The organism is Campylobacter sp. CNRCH_2015_0338h (assembly GCF_025772785.1).
Taxonomy (GTDB): domain Bacteria; phylum Campylobacterota; class Campylobacteria; order Campylobacterales; family Campylobacteraceae; genus Campylobacter_D.
Map to the genome: position 1 here is coordinate 115834 of NZ_JAKMST010000002.1, position 16136 is coordinate 131969.

The 16136-nt window shown below is 28.9% G+C and carries 17 protein-coding genes; 7 read left to right on the top strand and 10 right to left on the bottom strand.

The window, feature by feature from the left end; genetic code table 11:
* Position 1 precedes the first annotated feature (1 nt).
* The 3 genes from L8X30_RS01930 to glmU are packed head-to-tail and all read right to left on the bottom strand — an operon-like array spanning position 2 to position 3071.
* On the bottom strand, positions 2 to 622 hold the full coding sequence (locus L8X30_RS01930; protein WP_263678725.1) for a hypothetical protein: 621 nt from the start codon (positions 620 to 622) through the stop codon (positions 2 to 4).
* Positions 619 to 1782 (bottom strand): bifunctional phosphopantothenoylcysteine decarboxylase/phosphopantothenate--cysteine ligase CoaBC, encoded by a 1164-nt coding sequence (coaBC, locus tag L8X30_RS01935; RefSeq protein WP_263678727.1) that lies wholly within the window; start codon positions 1780 to 1782, stop codon positions 619 to 621. Before coaBC ends, L8X30_RS01930 begins: the two co-directional genes overlap by 4 nt.
* Positions 1779 to 3071 (bottom strand): bifunctional UDP-N-acetylglucosamine diphosphorylase/glucosamine-1-phosphate N-acetyltransferase GlmU, encoded by a 1293-nt coding sequence (gene glmU, locus L8X30_RS01940; protein WP_263678728.1) that lies wholly within the window; start codon positions 3069 to 3071, stop codon positions 1779 to 1781. Before glmU ends, coaBC begins: the two co-directional genes overlap by 4 nt.
* A gap of 136 nt (positions 3072 to 3207) precedes the next feature.
* Between glmU and fliP the strand changes: the two genes are divergently transcribed.
* Genes fliP through L8X30_RS01975 form a run of 7 tightly spaced genes read left to right on the top strand, consistent with a single transcriptional unit; the run spans position 3208 to position 12235 of the window.
* Complete coding sequence (fliP, locus tag L8X30_RS01945; protein WP_263678729.1) at positions 3208 to 3942, top strand: flagellar type III secretion system pore protein FliP; 735 nt, start codon at positions 3208 to 3210, stop codon at positions 3940 to 3942.
* Positions 3943 to 3951: 9 nt separating this feature from the next.
* Positions 3952 to 4863, top strand: coding sequence for an AEC family transporter (locus L8X30_RS01950; protein WP_263678730.1), 912 nt, complete (start codon positions 3952 to 3954; stop codon positions 4861 to 4863).
* Positions 4864 to 4871: 8 nt separating this feature from the next.
* On the top strand, positions 4872 to 6620 hold the full coding sequence (locus L8X30_RS01955; protein WP_263678731.1) for a bifunctional anthranilate synthase component I family protein/class IV aminotransferase: 1749 nt from the start codon (positions 4872 to 4874) through the stop codon (positions 6618 to 6620).
* On the top strand, positions 6617 to 7180 hold the full coding sequence (locus L8X30_RS01960) for an anthranilate synthase component II (protein ID WP_263678732.1): 564 nt from the start codon (positions 6617 to 6619) through the stop codon (positions 7178 to 7180). The genes L8X30_RS01955 and L8X30_RS01960 overlap by 4 nt, the downstream gene beginning before the upstream one ends.
* Before the next feature lie 44 nt (positions 7181 to 7224).
* On the top strand, positions 7225 to 8481 hold the full coding sequence (locus tag L8X30_RS01965) for a TolC family protein (protein WP_263678733.1): 1257 nt from the start codon (positions 7225 to 7227) through the stop codon (positions 8479 to 8481).
* Positions 8478 to 9218, top strand: coding sequence for an efflux RND transporter periplasmic adaptor subunit (locus tag L8X30_RS01970; RefSeq protein ID WP_257938476.1), 741 nt, complete (start codon positions 8478 to 8480; stop codon positions 9216 to 9218). The genes L8X30_RS01965 and L8X30_RS01970 overlap by 4 nt, the downstream gene beginning before the upstream one ends.
* Before the next feature lie 2 nt (positions 9219 to 9220).
* Positions 9221 to 12235, top strand: a complete 3015-nt coding sequence (locus tag L8X30_RS01975; protein WP_263678735.1) for an efflux RND transporter permease subunit — start codon at positions 9221 to 9223, stop codon at positions 12233 to 12235.
* On the opposite strand, the gene L8X30_RS01980 is transcribed toward L8X30_RS01975, so the two are convergent.
* From L8X30_RS01980 to L8X30_RS02010, 7 genes are read right to left on the bottom strand one after another with little or no spacing between them, the layout of a single operon-like run.
* Positions 12236 to 12565: a Spx/MgsR family RNA polymerase-binding regulatory protein gene (locus L8X30_RS01980; protein ID WP_263668432.1), complete on the bottom strand. Its 330-nt coding sequence runs from the start codon at positions 12563 to 12565 to the stop codon at positions 12236 to 12238.
* Positions 12559 to 13899, bottom strand: coding sequence for a class II 3-deoxy-7-phosphoheptulonate synthase (locus L8X30_RS01985; RefSeq protein ID WP_263678736.1), 1341 nt, complete (start codon positions 13897 to 13899; stop codon positions 12559 to 12561). The genes L8X30_RS01980 and L8X30_RS01985 overlap by 7 nt, the downstream gene beginning before the upstream one ends.
* A gap of 52 nt (positions 13900 to 13951) precedes the next feature.
* The gene (locus L8X30_RS01990; RefSeq protein WP_233431003.1) at positions 13952 to 14305 is read right to left on the bottom strand and encodes a cupin domain-containing protein; all 354 of its coding nucleotides are present in this window, start codon (positions 14303 to 14305) and stop codon (positions 13952 to 13954) included.
* Positions 14306 to 14307: 2 nt separating this feature from the next.
* Positions 14308 to 14664: a 50S ribosomal protein L19 gene (rplS, locus tag L8X30_RS01995; RefSeq protein WP_012661698.1), complete on the bottom strand. Its 357-nt coding sequence runs from the start codon at positions 14662 to 14664 to the stop codon at positions 14308 to 14310.
* 11 nt (positions 14665 to 14675) lie between these two features.
* Positions 14676 to 15380: a tRNA (guanosine(37)-N1)-methyltransferase TrmD gene (trmD, locus tag L8X30_RS02000; protein ID WP_263678737.1), complete on the bottom strand. Its 705-nt coding sequence runs from the start codon at positions 15378 to 15380 to the stop codon at positions 14676 to 14678.
* Positions 15377 to 15901 (bottom strand): ribosome maturation factor RimM, encoded by a 525-nt coding sequence (gene rimM / locus L8X30_RS02005; protein ID WP_263678738.1) that lies wholly within the window; start codon positions 15899 to 15901, stop codon positions 15377 to 15379. Before rimM ends, trmD begins: the two co-directional genes overlap by 4 nt.
* Positions 15891 to 16136, bottom strand: a complete 246-nt coding sequence (locus L8X30_RS02010; RefSeq protein WP_012661701.1) for a KH domain-containing protein — start codon at positions 16134 to 16136, stop codon at positions 15891 to 15893. The genes rimM and L8X30_RS02010 overlap by 11 nt, the downstream gene beginning before the upstream one ends.

Below are 16136 nucleotides of genomic sequence, written 5' to 3' on the forward strand. Positions count from 1 at the left end.
TCTATCCCTTTATATCCATCAATCTTCTAAAAACAAACATAGGATTAAGCGTATTAACTACTTCAAATTTAAAATACTCATTTAAAAAATGCGCTACTTTAGCAAAAGGTGTTTGTATGCGTGTGATTTTACCATTATCAATTATAATTTTTAAAGCACCAAAAATTTCAAAATACAAATACACCTCTAAAATATTTCCATTTTTCTTAGCTTCAAATAAAGCCCTATTTCCCTCATAAACAAAAGGTATATGATAAATTCCTTCAAAAAATGCGAAAAACATTTCCTTATAAATTTCAAACTCATATGCGCTTTTACTTTCTATAAGCCTTTGAATAATGAATTTTTTATACCAAGCTTTTTCATCACCTTCTTGCAAAAGCTTTTCTATAAGTTCAGCCCCTTCTTCAAAAAGTCTAATTTTAGGCTTTTTCAAAAGATTTTTAAAAGAAATCACGCCTTTATTTTCATAAACTTCAGCTAAATACTCCTCCCCTACTTCAAGCTCTATCAAACTTTTTGTTTCAAGCTTTTTAGTGTTTAAAAGCAATACATAGCGATTATATGCACGTTTTTCCAAAATTTGCATTCTTACAGGTAAAGTTGAGTTGATGATATTCACCAAAGTTTCCTTAATTCTTGTGCCAAAATAAAGCCAAGTTTTTCTTTGCTTTGTTTAGAACTTTGAGAAATACTATCTTTAGTGATAAAACAAATGCTATTTTCATCACCTCCAAAGTTCATTTGCTCATTTAAGACATTTAAACACACCATATCTAAATTTTTACTAACTAAAGATTTTTTAGCATTTTCTAAAGCATTTTGCGCATCAAATTCCATCTTAAAGCCTATTTTTTTACCTTTAAAATCTAAATTTTTTAAGATGTCTTCATTCAACTTTAATTTTAAATCAAGTCCGTTTAAATGCTCATTTTTCTTAATCTTACCCTTATAAGCCTCAAGAGTAAAATCACTCACAGCAGCAGCCATAATTAAAGCATCAAATTCTTTGTATTTTTGCAATTTTTCTTTTAATTCTAAAGAAGATTTAAATTTTTCTAATTTATAAGGTGTTTTAAACTCTACTGAGCTAACTAACACTACTTTAGCACCTAAAAAATACAAAGCATCAGCAACCGCCTTTGCCATTTTTCCACTTGAAAAATTACTAATACATCTTACATCATCAATTTTTTCTTTAGTCCCACCACCGCTTATAACAAAACTTTTATCTTTAAAAAAATCTTCTTGCATTAGACTTTTTTTTAAAGCATTTATAATACTATCAAGCTCAGCCAAAGCTCCTAAGCCCTCATCTTTACAAGCTAGAGTTTTAACTATAGAATCAATGATAATATAACCTTGCTCTTTTAAATTTTTTAAAGAATTTTGAGTGCTAAAATGTAAATACATGTTTGTATTTGCAGCGGGTGCGATTAAAAATGGTTTATTTTTATCTACTGCTATTAAAGTTTGAATAAATAAATTATCCGCTATACCATAGTTTAATTTATTAATAGAGTTTATACTAGCAGGCGCAAAAAGCACACAATCACAAGTCTTACTAAAGGCTATATGATTATTAGTATTTTGCCAACTTTCATTATCTTCACATAAAATTTCATCTGCTAAAGCTTCAAAGCTAAGCTTAGTGCCAAATTTTAAAACTCCTTGACTTAGCAAAACTTTAACCCTAAAGCCTTCTTTTTTTAATAAAGAAATAAGCTCATAAGCTTTATAAAAGGCTATGCTTCCACTTACTGCTAGTAAGATTGTTTTCATTTTTTACCTAGTTTTTTATAGTAAAAATCTTCTATGATTTGCACTTTTGCCCTATTGATATGTAAAGAGCCTTTTTCTACATCCTTACACACAGTACTTCCTGCTGCGATGATTACCTCATCTTTTATTTCAACCGGAGCGATAAATTGCGTATCTGAACCTACAAAAACATTTTTACCTATTTTAGTTTTATGTTTTTTAACCCCATCATAATTACAAGTGATAGTACCACAACCTATATTAGTTCCCTCATCTATTTCACAATCACCCAAATAACTCAAATGCCCTGCTTTAACTCCATTTAATAAAGCATTTTTACATTCTACGAAATTTCCTATATGGGTATTTTTGAACTGGCATTTTGGACGCAAATGCGCCAAAGGCCCTACATCGCTATTTTCCACTATACTATCTTCAATCACACTTGAACTTTTAATGATAGAATTAATGATTTTTGATTTTCCTTCTATACGCACATTTTCATATACTTCACACTCACCTACAAACTCAACCTCATCTGAAATAAAAGTCGTCGCAGGCATGTGAAAAATCACGCCTTGCTTCATCCATTCTTTTTTAATCGCTTCTTGCATAAGATCTTGAGCTAGGCAAAGCTCAATTTTATCATTCACCCCCATAAAATCTTGCTCATTTACAAACACTGCATCGATTTCATAGCCCTTTTCTTTTGCTAAATAAACCGCATCGGTTAAATAATATTCTTTGGCTTTGTTATCATTTTTTATCAAAGGCAATACTTCTTTTAAAATTTGTGCTTTTATAGCATAAACACCACTATTGCAGATGTTTATAGCAAGTTCTTCTTTGCTTGCATCTTTTGTTTCTACTATTTTTTGAATTTTATTTTCTTTTAATACTATTCTTCCATAACTTTTTGGATCTTTTGCCTCAAAAACTGCCACATTAAAATCACTTTCATTTAAAGCTATTTTTTCTAAATCATCTGCCTTAACTAAAGGCATATCACCACATAAAATCAAAACTTTTTCATGCTTACTCTCATAACCCCTTAAAGCCCCTGCAGTACCTGGAAAATTTTGCAAGTCTTGCTCTAAAAAGCGTGTATTTGAAAAATGCTCTAAAACAACTTGCTCAACCTTTTCTTTTTGATGAGAAAGCACCACACATACATCATCACTAATTTTATATGCTTGTTTTAAAATATGTAAAATCATTGCTTTTGAGCAAATTTTTTGAAGCACTTTTGGATTTTGTGATTTCATACGCGTGCCAAGTCCAGCAGCCAAAATAAGCACAGAAATTTTCATAATTTACCTTTGTTTTAAAAATTATTGCTTATTTTAACAAGCTAAAGTAAAAATTCTTATTTTTATAAAATCATTTTTATTCTTTTAAGAGTAAAATTGCTAAAATAACGCTTTTAATTTTAACCAAGGAAATATTTTGAGGGTTTTACTAGCTTTATTTTTATCAAGCTTGGCTCTTTTAGGCGCTGAAGCAACTATACCAACTGTAAATTTAAGCCTTAGTGCTCCAAATAGCCCACAACAACTCGTAACAACCCTAAATATAGTTATAGTTTTAACCATACTAGCTCTTGCACCTACCATTGTTTTTGTAATGACTTCTTTTTTAAGACTTGTTGTAGTATTTTCTTTTTTAAGAACAGCCCTTGGTACTCAAACTATGCCACCAAATACTATTTTAGTTACCTTAGCTTTGATTTTAACTTTTTTCATTATGGAGCCTGTGGCTACAAAATCATACAATGAAGGTATAAAGCCCTATATCGCTGAGCAAATAGGTTATGAAGAAGCTTTTGCTAAAGGCGTTAAGCCTTTTAAAGATTTTATGCTAAAAAACACTAGGGAAAAAGACTTAGCGCTTTTTTATAGGATTAGAAATTTAGAAAATCCAAAAACCATAGATGATGTGCCTTTAACAGTTTTAGTACCGGCTTTTATGATAAGCGAGCTTAAAACTGCTTTTGAAATAGGCTTTTTACTTTTCTTGCCATTTTTGGTTATTGATATGGTAGTAAGCTCGGTATTAATGGCTATGGGTATGATGATGCTACCTCCTGTTATGATTTCTATGCCTTTTAAACTTTTGATATTTGTGCTTGTAGATGGATGGAATTTACTCATACAAAATTTAGTCAAAAGCTTTTTAATTTAGTAGAATAAAATGTATATTTTTTCTTCCTTATTTAGTATATTTTGTTTGCTTTTTGGTGGATATTTTGCTAAAAAAATCAAAATTTTAAAACAAAAACAAGCGCGCGCTTTTTTAGATTTTGCTATTATTTTTGCCTTGCCTTGCTTGATTTTTGAGCGCGCTTATCATTTAAATTTTGATTTTTCTTTGATTGTTATTATATTGCTTGGGTTGGGTTGTGCTATTGTTTCAGCATTATGTTGTGTATTTTTAGCTCTTTGCTTTAAATTTAGCAAAAGCACTCTTGTAAGTATTTTTTTACTTTCTAGCTTTGGAAATACTTTATTTGTAGGTATACCTATTATTAGTGGAATTTATCAAGATCCTCATTTTTTGGGCGAGATTATCCTTTATGATGCGCTTGCTACTTCTTTGCCCGTAGCTTTACTTGCTCCCTTTATCATCTCTTTAGCTAGCGAGCAAAAGGTAAGCTTTTTGCAAAATCTTAAAAAAGTTTTTACTTTTCCACCTTTTGTTGCTTTGATTTTAGGACTTTGTTTTAAGTTTACTGTACTTCCTGATTTTATCTTTGAACCTTTGCGTATGCTTGGAGCTAGTGCCACACCTATAGCACTTTTTGCCATAGGTTTAAATTTAGGCTTTTTAAGTATAAAAACTTCTTATAAAACAACTATAATAGTCATTTTTGGTAAAATGATACTCACACCTTTAATCTTTTTAGTGCTTTTAAAGCTTTTAAATTTCAAATTAAATCCTAGCTCTATCATTGCTTTACTTGAATCAGCTATGCCTACTATGACAATGGTTGCAGCTATGATTATGAAAGCAAAACTTGATACGAATTTAGCGGTTAGTTCTGTAGCTTTTGGTATAGTTTTTGCCTTTATTTCTTTACCTATTTGGGTATATTTTCTAAGCTAAGGATATAAATGGCATTTGCTATCTTTGGAAAATATCTTTATGACAATCTTGTCTTCACTCTTAAAGCTCACACTCAAAAAGAAAGCAAAAAAGCTTTTAAAGCTATAGAAAAATATAAAAATCAATATTATTTTTTAGGTTATATTCAATATGAATTTTATAAATATCTAGAAGATAAAAATTATAAAAGTAAAGAACCTTTTTTATATTTTTTTGCTTTTAAATCAAAAAAAATCTTTACAAGTGAAGAAAAAAATTTAGACTTTTATCCAAGTTTTTCATCCAATTTAAACCAAGAAAAGTATTTTGAAAACTTTAACAAAGTTAAAGATGTTATAGCTAAAGGTCAAAGTTATCAAGTTAATCTTACTCAAGAACTACATTTACAATCAAATCTTAATGTGTATGAGAGTTTTTTAAGCCTTTATCCTAAGCAAAATACCCCTTATAAAGCTTATATGAAAAATGAATTTTTAGAACTAGCTTCATTTTCACCTGAGCTTTTTTTTAAAATCAAAAATAAAAAAATCATCACAAAACCCATGAAAGGCACAATCAAACGCTCAAATGATCCAAAAGAAGATGAAAATCTAAAAAACTTTTTAAAATGCGATGAAAAAACCATTAGCGAAAATGTAATGATAGTTGATTTATTACGCAATGATATTTCAAAACTCATCAAAAAACATTCTTTAAAATGCGAACTTTTTAAGGTTAAAACCTATCCTACCTTACACCAACTCATTTCAAAAATAAGCGGAAAATTAAAGCAAAAAAATGATTATTTTAAAATTTTCAAAGCCCTTTTTCCATGTGGATCTATCACAGGCGCACCCAAAATAGAGACCATTAAACTCATAGAAAATTTAGAGCAAAGAAAACGCGGGGTTTATTGTGGAGCTATAGGTTTAATCTACAAAAACAAAGCAAAATTTAGCGTAGCCATACGCACTTTAGAGAAAAAAAATAATGATGATTTTTTAAGATATGGTGTGGGAAGTGGGCTTGTGTGGGACTCACAAAAACAAGATGAATTTGAAGAATTAAAACTAAAAAGCAAAATTTTAGAACCTAACTTTTACTTGTTTGAAACAATGTATTATAAAAATCATTCTATTTTATTTTTCAAAGAACATTTACAAAGAATTTTAAACTCAGCTAAATTTTTTGGCTTTGATACCCAAAGATTAATGCATGATTTTAAAAATATACTAGAGAGTAAAGATAAAAAATTCCATTTTAAATCTTTACAAAATTTCAATAATTTTGTTTTCAACCATCATCATTTTTTTACAAAAAGTAATTTTACTCAAAAAGGCTCAAAAGCTATTAAATTAAAACTTTTCAAAAATGGTCTTTATGAGTTTGATTTTAGCAATATACAAGAAAATTCAAGTAAAAAACTACTCATAAGTAAAAACATCGTAAAAGTAAATCTTTTAACACACCATAAAACTTCTCTGCGTAGTTTATATGAAGCAAATTCTCATCTATGGAAAGAAAATATTTGCTATGATATAGTTTTTTTTGATGAAAAAGGCATACTTTGTGAGGGTTCAAGAACTAATATTATCATAAATTTAAATGATGAGTATTTTACTCCTTATGCTAAAAACTGCCTCAATGGCATTTATAGACAAACACTCTTAAAACACAAGCTCATCAAAGAAAAAGATATCACTAAAGATAAGCTTTTAAATGCTAAAGAAATTTATGCTATTAATTCTTTAAGAGGTTTAAAAAGGGTATTTCTGTGAGAGTTTTGATTATAGATAATTATGATTCTTTTACCTACACTATAGCCTTTTATTTAAAAGAATTAAATATTACTTATAAAATCATCAAAAACGATAAATTTAAAAACCCAAAAAAGCTTAAAAAATATGATTTTACCCATCTTTTAATCTCCCCTGGACCAAATTCTCCAAAAGAATCAAAGCTAAGCTTAAAAGCTATAAAATATTTTAAAAAAGATAAAAAAATTCTTGGAATTTGTCTAGGACACCAATGCATAGCACATGTTTTTGATGGTAAAATTTCTAAACTTCCAAATCCAACTCATGGTAAGGTAAAAACTATAAAATTTAAACCAAATCCACTTTTTAAAAATCTTAAGCAAAATTTTAAAATTTGTTTATATCACTCTCTTTATGTTAGCCATATAGGTAAAAAATGTGAAATTTTAGCCCATAGTGAAGATAATGTCATCATGGCTTTAAAACATAAAAAACACGACATTTATGGAATCCAATTTCATCCTGAAGCCATACTAAGTCAAAATGGTAAAAAGCTACTTAAAAATTTTCTTGCTTTATAATTACTTTAAGTTATATTTTCTATAATAAAACAAAAAGTTTAAAAATGAAAATTTTATATTTACTTTTCTTGCCTTTATTTTTGCTAGCTAATAATCTTAAAGAATTTATAGATTTAAGTTTAAACAATGAAAATTACTTACAAAAGCAACTCCAATTTTCAAAAAGTATTTTAGAACAAGAAAGCGTGCAAAATGCTTATTTGCCAAGTTTACATTTAGGTGTTTCTTATCTTGGCTCAAACAAAGATCGCTTTATCATAGAACCTCAAGAAAGTCTAATGAGTACTCTTTCGCTTAAATTTTTACTTTTTGATGGGGGCAATAGAGAAGCAAAAATCGCTAGCATGCAAAGTCTAAAACAACTTGCTCATCTTGAAAAAGAAAACATGACAAATTATATGGCGCTTAGTGCTAGTGTTTTGTATTTTAATTATCTTAGTTTAGAAAGTATTATAGCAAGTGATAAACAAAAAGAAATCACTCTGCAAAATCAACTCAAGCGCTTAGAAAATTTTTACCAAGCTGGACTTGCTAGCCAAAGTGAGCTTGAGAGCATAAGAGCAAAATTTGAGTTAAGCTCTTATGAATTGGCTCAAAATGAATTAAAACTATATGAATTAAAAAATGAAATTTATAATCTTAGCAAAACGCATTTTACGCCTTCTTTTCAAAATATTTTACAAGAACCAAGTGCAGAAAAAAACAAAAGCTATGAAATAGCCCTTATGCAAGAAAGATTAAATTTAGAAAATTTAAAAATAGACTCTGCTAGAGCTGAGTTGTTTCCAAAAATATTTTTACAAAATAGTTTTAGTTTTTATGATATGAACTACAATCCTAAATTACCGCATGAGCTAAAATCAACAAGCGAAAGCTTTTTAAAAGAACATGGACAAAGCAATCGTTTTATTTTAGCTTTTGAGTGGAAAATTTTTGATTTTGGTGCTAATCAAAAAGCCTTAGAAGCTCAAAAATATACAAGTAAAATCACTCAATTAGAGCTTGAAAAAACTAAAAGAAAAGTAAATATAGAACTAGATAATCTTTTACAAGAAATTGAAATTTCTAAAGTTAAAATAAAAGCATTAAATGCAAGTTTCAAAGCAGCTAATTTAGCTTTTGAGGCCATTGAGAAAAAATACATTGCAGGACTTTGCTCATATGTAGAATACCTAAATGCATTAGAATTAAAATACAAAAGTCAAAGTCAGCTTGAACTAGCTAAAAATGAATATGAAATCACGAAAGCAAGGTATTATTTTACAGCTGGAATTGATATAAAAACAAAGGTTTTAGAATGAAATTAGTATTTTTAATTTTATTTTCTCTACTCACTTTAAAAGCTGAAGAAATTTATGCTAGTTTTGATGTGCTTGCACAAAATCAATCAAAATTATCCTTGCAAAGCGCTGGTATAGTTAAGGCAATTTATGTGAATGTTAATGATAAGGTAAAAAAAGATCAAGTTTTACTTAAACTTGAAGATTCTAGCGAGCAAATAGCCTTAAAATTAGCACAAAATGAATACAAACTTGCCACTCTTGCACTAGAACATGCTAAAAGTTCTTTAGAAAAATTTAAAAAGGTACAAGAAGTTATAGATAAGCAAAGTTATGAAAATGTTTTATTTGAGTTTCAAAAAGCACAAAGCTTGCAACAAAAAGCCTTTTTAAATATACAACATTACAAAGACTTAATTGATAAAAAAACTCTAAAAGCACCTTATGATGGGATTATTTCTAACAAATATATCGACATAGGCGATGGAGCTAGGGGAATTTCTCATGTTTTATTTGATTTTTTTTCTTATCCAAAAGTAAAATTGCTTTTAAGTTTTGATGAGAAATTTAAAGATAAGGTAAAAATTGATGATATTTTTATTTATAAAATAGACTCAAATGAAAAAGAATACCAAGGCAAAATCACACTTATTTATCCAAGTATAGACATAAAAACACGAAAAATTTATGCAGAAGTTGAGGCCTTAAACTTTACTCCAGGTTCTTTTGGAGAAGGAAAAATCATCACCAAGGATTAATCTTGTATCGTTTTGCTATTAATAATCCTATTGCTGTTTTGATGTTTTTTATCGCTTTAGTGATTTTTGGTATTTTTTCTATTTTTAGTATGCCCATTAATCTTTATCCAAAAGTAGATATTCCTTTGATTAAAATCACCACAACCGCTAATGGGGATTTAAAATTCATAGAATCTAAAATAACCAAAGAAATAGAAAATGCAATTTCAGATGTACAGGGGATAAAAAATATCAATTCTACAAGTTATAATAATTTTTCTATTTCTGTTGTTGAATTTGAACTAGGCAAAAACTTAGAAGTAGCTGCAAATGATATTAGAGATAAACTTAATACTATTAATCTTCCAGCAAAGCCAACCTTAGAAAAAATATCCCCTGATGCAGGATCTGTTGTATCATTATTTTTAAGTTCCAAAGATCATTTAAAACTTATGCGTAAGATTGACAATGATATAAAACCATTTTTACAAAAAATTTCAGGAGTTGGAACGATCAATGATATAGCCTTTTTAAAACCACAAGTTCAAATCAAACTCCTGCCTAATGCCTTGCAAAAATACCACATTAATGCACTTGATGTAGCTAAAATCATCCAAAGTCATAATTTTAAACAATATCTAGGTGAGTTTGAAAATTCAAAAGATAATTTCACCATCAAAGGATATTTTGAAGCACAAAATTTAAAAGAGTTAGAAAATATACGCATTTTTAGTGGAATATTTTTAAAAGATATAGCAAATATTAGCTATGGCTTAGAAGATCAAAAGCAGTTTGCAATACTTGATACAAAAGATGGGGTATTACTTGAGCTTAATAAAATTTCTGGTTATAACTCCTTAAAAGTTATAGAAAATATCAAAAATTCTTTAAAAACATTACAAACAATAGCAGGCAATGAGGTAGAAATTAAAATAGTTTATGATAAAAGCCAAAACATCTTAAAACATATCAATCAGGTTATTTTTGATATGGTTTTTGGCGTGATTTTAACACTTTTAATAGTGTATGTATTTTTAAGAAATATCAGCGCGACTATTTTAGCTTTTATTGTTTTACCAACTTCAATTATTTCTAGTTTTTTTCTCATTAATCTTTTAGGTTATGATATTAATCGCTTAACCATCATAGCTCTTACTTTAAGTATAGGAATTTTTATAGATGATGCTATAGTCATCATTGAAAGTATAGCCAAAAAAGCAAAAACACTCCCTCCTTTACAAGCTTCATTTGAAGGGATCAAAGAAATAGGCTTTAGTGTCTTAAGCATTAGTGCAGTTTTATTATGCGTGTTTATACCTATTGCTTATATGAATTCAGTTCCTGGTTTATTTTTTAATGTATTAGCTACTAGCGTTGCTTCTGGTGTGATTATAAGCTATCTTGTAAGTGTATTTTTAATACCTACCTTAAGTGCTAGATTTTTAAATACTAGCGAAAGCACATTTTATAAAAAAAGTGAATTTTTATTTATAAAACTTGACTTATTTTATGAAAAGCTACTTTATAAAGTTTTAGCTAATAAAATTAAATTTATCCTATCAACGCTTGTTGTAATTATTTTATGTTTTTCTTTAGCTCCTAAAATAGGCTTAGATTTTCTACCTATAGAAGAAGATAGTGAAATACAAGTTTTATTAGAAAGCAAAAACGACTTATCTTTAGAAGCTATGAAAGAAAAAAGTTTAAAAGTATATGAAAATATAAAGCAAGATCCAAGTGTTGCTTATGCATATTTACTTATAGGATACAATGACGCAAAAGAAATTAAAAAAGCAAAAATTTATGTAAAATTAAAATCTTTAAATGAAAGAAAATTCAGACAACCTAAGCTTATTAGCCTTTTTCAAGAAAAATTAAACTCCTATGAAGACTTAAAGATAAAAGTTTTAGAACTCCCTAAAATAGAAGGAGCAGGTATTGAAGATCCAGTTCAAATTCAAATTTTAGGTGATGATTTAAAGCTAATAAAAGAAGCTATTAATAGAATGAAAGAAGTGTTTTCAAAACACGAAGGCTTTGTTGCTATAGATGATAATGAAGGGGATTTAAAAGAAGAAATTGCTATTAATATCAATAGAGAAAAAGCTGCCAAACTTGGTATTAACCCTCAAGAACTTGCTTATGTCTTGGCTTATTCCTTTGGAAATTTAAGCGTTGGAAATATGGATTATAAAAATTTTAAAGATGAAATTATCCTTAGCTTTGATGAAGCTTTTAAGCAAAATCCAACTAGTTTAGAGCTAATAGAACTTAAAAATCATAACAATGAAAGTATAAAACTTACTAGTATTGCTAGCTTTTCTTATAAAAAAGATCTTTCTTTAATTAACAGACACAATAAAACTACTAGTATAAAACTCACTTCAAGCATAGAAAACATTTCTTTGGGTGAAGTAAGAAAAATTTTTGAGTCCAATTTAGCTTATATTTTAGGAAAAAACAACCTATCTTTTGCTTATTCTGGTTTTTTGGACTTTTTAGATGATACCATTAGTGGATTTTTGTTTTCTATATCTTTGGGAATGATTTTGATTTATTTAATCCTTGCTTCTTTGTATTCAAGTTTAATACTTCCTTTAATCATCATGATAAGCATGCCTTTGGCTTTTGGTGGAGCTTGTTTTGGAATTTTTATCACAGGAAATCACTTTTCTTTATTTGTACTTGTGGCTATTATTTTGCTTTTTGGAATGGTAGGAAAAAATGCTATATTATTAGTAGATGTAGCTAATAAAAAATGCGATGAAGGTATGGAAGTAGAAAAAGCACTAATTTATGCAGGAAAAAGTCGTTTAAGAGCCATTTTAATGACAACTTTTGCGATGATTTTTTCCATGCTTCCACTAGCACTTTCAAGGGGTTCTGGTTTTGAAGGAAATTCTCCTATGGCCATTGCTATTATATTTGGTCTTATTAGTTCAACCTTACTTACACTTTTAGTAGTGCCAGCTTTATTTAAATTTGTTCATAATTTAGATGTGAAAATTAAAAAAATCTACCAAAGAGAGAAAATTTAATTAAAAACTCTCATATTCTTTAGCTATAAAAACTTCATCATCTTTTACAATTAATGGGCGTTTTATGAGTGTTGGACTTTCTAAAATCATTGCTTTAATTTCATCTTGGTTTAAATTTTGAAGTTTTTCTTTATTTAAGCCTAATTTTCTAGCACTCATACCCGCTGTATTTACAAGCTCTAAAACACTTCTTTTACTAAGCCAAAAATCTAAAGTTTCCTCATCTAGCTTTTTAATATCTAAAAATTCAAATTCAATTTGCTTAGAATTTAAATAATCCATAGCTTTTTTAACACTATTGCAATTTTTAATACCATAAAATTTTAACATTTTCTTGCCTTTTTAACTAAGTCTGCTATGATAAATGCTAATTCTAAAGCTTGATCAGCATTTAATCTTGGATCACATTGTGTTTCATAACGTTTAGAAAGTTCTTCTTGAGTGATATTTAAAGAACCTCCTACACATTCTGTTACATTTTGCCCTGTCATTTCCAAATGTACCCCACCAGGATACACTCCCTCACTCATAGCTATTTCAAAAAACGCACGCACTTCTTGAATGATTTTATCAAATTCTCTTGTTTTAAAATTACCTGATTTAACTGTGTTTGCATGCATAGGATCTATGCTATAAAGTATATTAAATCCTTCTTGTTTTAACTCTTTAAATAATTTTGGCAAGGCATTTTCTATCTTATCACATCCCATACGAATAATGAAATTTAATCTTCCTGCTTCATTATGCGGATTTAAAATACTTACTAACTTTTTAATCTCATCTAAATCATAATTAGCACTAAGCTTAACACCAAGTGGATTTTTCACTCCACTTAAAAAATGCACATGTGCTTCATCTGCTTTTCTAGTACGCTCACCTATCCAAAGCATATGTGCTGAACAATCATAAATTTCCCCGCTTAAACTATCTACCCTAGTTAAAGCCTCTTCATAAGGTAAAAGCAAGGCTTCATGAGAAGTATAAAAGGCTGTTTGAGAAAGATTTGGAGTATCAGTGATACCACAAGCTTGCATAAAAGCTAAGGCTTGAGTGATTTTTTCACTAAGTTCATCATATTTTCTCCCAAGCTCTGCCTTTTTTAAAAAACCCAAATTCCACTTATGCACTACTCTTAAATCCGCTAAACCACCTCTTGAAAAAGCTCTTAATAAATTTAAAGTTGTAGCACTTTGATAATACGCTTCTAGCATTCTTTTAGGATCAGCTATTCTTGATTTTTCATTAAATTCAAAACCATTGATAATATCCCCACGATAACTTGGAAGCTTTACTCCTTCAATTTCTTCAAAATCACTACTTCTTGGCTTTGCAAACTGCCCTGCAACACGCCCTACTTTAACTATAGGGCAAGATCCTGCAAAAGTAAGCACTATAGCCATTTGAAGCATAACTTTGAACATATCTCTTATATTATCAGCGCCAAAATTTACAAAACTCTCCGCACAATCTCCTCCTTGGAGTAAAAATGCTTGAGAATCTACAACCTTAGCAAGGGATTTTTTTAATTTATCCACCTCGCCTGCAAAAACAAGCGGTGGTAATTTTTCTAATTTTTTAACAACTTCTTGTAATTCATTTTCATCAGGATATTGTGGTTGTTGCTGAATTTTATAATTTTTCCAAGAATCTTTAGTCCATTTCATAGCTTAACTTCCTCATTTTAGTAAGCTAAAATTATACAAAATGAGGCTTAAATTAAGATTTTAAAACACTTTCAACACGTTCAAGACTATCTTGCTTATACAAAGTTAAGCGTACTATAGAATCTTCTAGCGCTAAAAGATTATGAATCTCATGAGCTTTTAAACTTATACTATCTAGCGTTTTAAGTAGAATTTGTTGATTTAAAACTCCAAAATCAATGGAGCCTTTTAACACTTGTATGGTAATATCAAAAGGTGCTTTATGATCTTTCATAAAGCTATCTTTTGACATAGTTATGCAGATTTCTTTGGCATAAGCATTTTCTATTTTCTTAGATATATTTATGCCATTTTGAATTTCTTGTTCCCAGGAAATTACTTCATATATTTGAGTTCTAAATTTCACTTTTATTTTTTAAGTTCTTTAATACGAGCAGCCTTACCTCTTCTATCTCTTAGGTAGAATAATCTAGCACGGCGTACACGACCTCTTCTTAATACTGTAATACTTTCTAAACTTTCACTATAAATAGGGAAAATTCTTTCAACGCCTACATTGTTAGCACCAATTTTACGTACGATGAAAGTTTCATCTACACCATTTCCTCTACGTGCTATACAAATACCTTCAAAATTTTGAATTCTTGTTTTATCGCCTTCTTTAATGCGAATAGCAAGTCTTAAAGTATCTCCAGCACGAAATTCTGGAACATTTTTACCTTCAATTTGTTTTTGCTCAAATTGCTCAATGTATTTATTTTTCATAACGATATTCCTTAAAATTTGCGTTCATGCTTTTGATACAAATCAGGACGAAAATATTTCGTTTTGCAAGACGCCAAAGTAGTTTTTAAAGCTGTGATTTTAGCGTGATTTCCCTTTAAAAACTCTGAAGGCACATAAAATTTTTTATTTTCCTTTTCAAAAATAAAAGGCTTAGAAAACGATGGGGCTTCTAATAAGTCATTTTCAAAACTTTCTTCACTTAAGCTTTCGCTATTTCCAAGAACATCTTGAATATTTCTGCTAATAGCATCACACATCACCAAAGACGCTAACTCTCCACCTGTAAGTATAAAATCACCTATAGAAAATACCTCATTAGCAAATTCTTCCACAATGCGCTCATCCAAACCCTCATATCTACTACTTACAAAGCAAACATGATCTTTCTTACTTAATCTTTTAGCATCAGCTTGTTTAAAAGTCTTAGCGCAAGGCAAAAGAAAAACAAAATGAACATTTTTATCTTGCTTTTTAATATGCCTTAAGCAATCATACAAAGGCTGAGCTTGCAACAAAAGCCCTGCGCCTCCTCCTATTTTATAATCATCTACTTTAAAGTGCTTGTTTGTGGTAAAACTTCTAGGATTAACAAAAGCAAATTCTAATATCCCTTTTTCTTTTGCCCTTGCTAAAATAGAAGTTTGAAAATAAGGCTCAATAAGCTCTGGGAATAAACTTACAAAAGTATATTTCATGAATTTTCTAAAATATCTAAAGCAGATTGCGTGAATATTTTTTTATTTTCTACATCAACTTTTTGAATATATTTATTAACATAAGGAATATAAAAGTTTTTAACCTTTGTCTGTAGTTTTTCATCACATTTTATACAAAATAAAAATCCTGCTCCATTTTCTAAAATGTCTTCAACTACACCTAATTTTTGCTCATTTTCAATAACATCACATCCAATTATATCAAAATAAAAATACTCATCTTTTTTTAATTTACAAATTTCTTTTGTAGCTTCAATAGTTTGAAAAAGAGTAATATTAGTTAAGGTTTTGGCAGCTTCAACACTCTCAAAACCTTCAAATAGAACTAAAGACCTAGTTTTATCAAAAGCCTTTATGGTGTAAATTTTTTGATTAATATCAAAAAATTTAGCACCTATTTTAAACTGCTCATAAAAATCACTAAGATTATGTAATTTTACATAACCTTTTAAACCAACACTTTTCCCAAGTTTAGCAACTTGGATCAAATCATTCTTCAATGGCTTTTACCGTTATACGATATGAAGTTGCATCTTTAACTTTGTAAGCCATAATGACTGTTTTTATTGCGTTGATTAATTTTCCATTTTTTCCGATCAACTTACCAGTATCAGATGGATCGACATAAATGATAATTTCAGCAAAATTATTTTCTAAATTTTGTCTTTGTATATCAACTTTTTCAGGAAAATCAACAATTAATTTTGCGTATTCTCTTAAAAAATTCTCAACCAT